Below are 2535 nucleotides of genomic sequence, written 5' to 3'. Positions count from 1 at the left end.
CCCAGCTCGGAGGCGACGGTGGCTATCGGACGGCCGGAAGAAATAACGAGATCAACGGCATCGGCTTTGAATTCATCAGAAAACGTTTGACGGGCGGACATGGGCACAATCCTTTCAAACTGTGTCTCACATCAGTAGTACACCTCAGGGGACGGGAGTGGGGACAGGAGTGGGGCGGGGTGGGCGACGGAACGACTCGGCGGCCGTTTCCGTTCTACCTCTGATAGCCCGATGCCAACCGAAGGACAAAACCGATGACCGGACGCACCATAGTGATCACCGGAGCGAGCGATGGGATCGGCGCCGCCGCGGCACGTGCCCTGACGGCCGCGGGCGAGCGTGTCATCGTCGTCGGCCGTTCGGAGACGAAAACGAAGGCCGTCGCCACGGAACTGGAGGCGGATTACTTCGTGGCCGACTTCGCGGACCTTTCGCAGGTGCGCGCCCTGGCGTCGGCGCTGCGGGAGAATTATCCACGGATCCACGTGCTGGCCAACAATGCCGGTGGCATTATGGGGCGGCGCGAGCTGACGGTGGACGGGCATGAAAAAACGTTCCAGGTGAACCATCTGGCGCCGTTCCTGCTGACGACGCTGCTGATGGATGTGCTGGCGAACAGTGGTGCGCGGGTGATCAACACCTCCAGCGTGGCGAACCGCATCTTCGGCCGGCTGGACATCGCGGATCTGGACGCCGGGCAGAAGTACGCGACCAACCGCGCCTACGGCAACGCGAAGCTGGCCAACATCCTCTTCACTAGGGAGCTGCATCGGCGCTACAGCCGTCAGGGGATCACGACGGCGGCGTTCCATCCGGGCGGGGTGGCCACGAATTTCTCCGCGGAGTCGAACAGCCCGATGCGCTTCGCCTACACCACCGTGCTGCGGAAGCTGATGCTGTCCCCGGAGCAGGGCGCGGATACGTTGGTTTGGCTCGCGGGTGCGGAGCCGGGCAGGGACTGGGTTTCCGGGGCGTATTACGCCAAACGGCGGATCATCAGGGCCAACAAGCAGGCCGACGACGACGAACTTGCCCGTGAGTTGTGGGAGCGAAGTGAGGCGATGCTCGCCGCGCAGCTGGAAACCGACGCACGCTAGGGCGCGCTGGACCTGGGAACAGAGCTGGGCAGGGCGCTGGGCTGAGCGCCGGGCACACAGCTGGGCACAGAGCTGGGCAGGGTGGTGCTGGACAATTTGGAGCAGTGTAATCCGGTGCTGGGCAACCTGGACTGGGCAGGGAGAAGTTGGGCATGCTGGCGGTGGTGCAGGAGGAAGCCGATGCCGCGTCGGCGGTCCAAGGTCAGGGCACCCCGCTCCGAGGTGCCGGCCGGGAGGGGGCACAGAATGGCTGAACGGTGGATTTTCCGCGGCCATATCGCCGGGGTGGGAACGGCCTCAGGGCTGCGCGCCGTGGTGGGGCTCTGGGACAAGACTCCTTTTGGACCCTTCTCGGATGTGATGGTGGAACTGCCGTCCGGGCACCGAGTTCTGCTCGCACCGGACCCGGAAACAGCCGCGTTCATTGAAGGCACCTACGATTTCGACGAAATCCGCGTGCTGAAGGTAGGGACGCGGCTCAACGCCGAAAGCCTGGAGGTGGATGCCGGTCCGCTGCACATTTGTGCCGGCCTTGGCGCGAGGACCGGGCTCGGTCAGTTGCTGGCGCGGGTGCCGCGGCGGCTGGCCGTCCATCCGTGGTGGCTGCGGGCAGTCAACCCGGCGGTGGCCCGAATCAGCCCGGGGACTCAAACCGCTGGGGAGGCCAAGGATGGACGGCGTGAATTTTACGGCGTCACGGACCTGGTCGGCATCGATTCCGCGGTGGTCAGCTGGGAAGGCAAGGACGCCGGGGGCCTTCGGGACATAACGCCGGCGGTGCGGTTCGGGTTCAGCAGCATGCCGCCCCGGCCAAGCCTTGCAACAGTGCAGACAACGGTGCAGACCACGGTGCAGGTCCATCCGCAGACCGGCGTGCAGAAACCGTGAAGAAACGCTGTTCGCTTTGTCGAAACTGGAGTTCATAAGCAAACTGCGCAATGCTGGGGTAATGACACAGAACGAAGGAAAACTGACAGTTGACCGTTCGATCGATGCTCCGGCGCAGGATATCTTTGCTGTCCTGACGAATCCGGAGAACCACGCCAGCCTTGACGGCTCGGGCATGGTGCAGTCCGAAGAGAAGACGGACCGCGTCACAGGCGTGGGGCAGGTCTTCCGAATGAACATGTTTTGGGACAAGCTCGGCGGCGAGTACCAGACGGACAATCACGTGGTCGGGTTCGATCCGAACAAGCTGCTGGCGTGGAAGACCGCCGATGCCGGGAAGGATCCGGCGGGCTGGGAATGGGTCTGGGAACTGGAAGCAACCTCCCCGGATTCGACGAACGTTACCTTGACGTACGACTGGAGCAAGGTCACGGACAAGGATGTCCTGCGGCAGGTTCCCTTCCCCGTGGTGGAAGCACACCAGCTGGAAGGTTCATTGGCGAAGCTCGCCGAAATCGTCTCCGGCGCGCATCAATAGACGGTAACTTGA

The 2535-nt window shown here is 63.7% G+C and carries 4 protein-coding genes; 3 read left to right on the top strand and 1 reads right to left on the bottom strand.

Translation table 11 applies throughout. From position 1 onward, the window contains the following. The coding region (locus tag IV498_RS08395; protein WP_269046113.1) for a transposase at positions 1–101 on the bottom strand (101 nt) is incomplete at its 3' end. A gap of 153 nt (positions 102–254) precedes the next feature. Between IV498_RS08395 and IV498_RS08390 the strand changes: the two genes are divergently transcribed. From IV498_RS08390 to IV498_RS08380, 3 genes are all read left to right on the top strand, one after another. Then, positions 255–1097, top strand: a complete 843-nt coding sequence (locus IV498_RS08390) for an SDR family NAD(P)-dependent oxidoreductase (RefSeq protein ID WP_269046106.1) — start codon at positions 255–257, stop codon at positions 1095–1097. A gap of 246 nt (positions 1098–1343) precedes the next feature. Beyond that, complete coding sequence (locus IV498_RS08385) at positions 1344–1985, top strand: hypothetical protein (protein ID WP_269046105.1); 642 nt, start codon at positions 1344–1346, stop codon at positions 1983–1985. Positions 1986–2046: 61 nt separating this feature from the next. Next, the gene (locus tag IV498_RS08380) at positions 2047–2523 is read left to right on the top strand and encodes an SRPBCC family protein (protein ID WP_269046104.1); all 477 of its coding nucleotides are present in this window, start codon (positions 2047–2049) and stop codon (positions 2521–2523) included. Positions 2524–2535 lie beyond the last annotated feature (12 nt).

Source organism: Paenarthrobacter sp. Z7-10 (assembly GCF_026932795.1).
Classification (GTDB): Bacteria; Actinomycetota; Actinomycetes; order Actinomycetales; family Micrococcaceae; genus Arthrobacter_M.
Note: the sequence above shows the minus strand (reverse complement) of the source record. Positions and strands in the feature narration are given on the sequence as shown.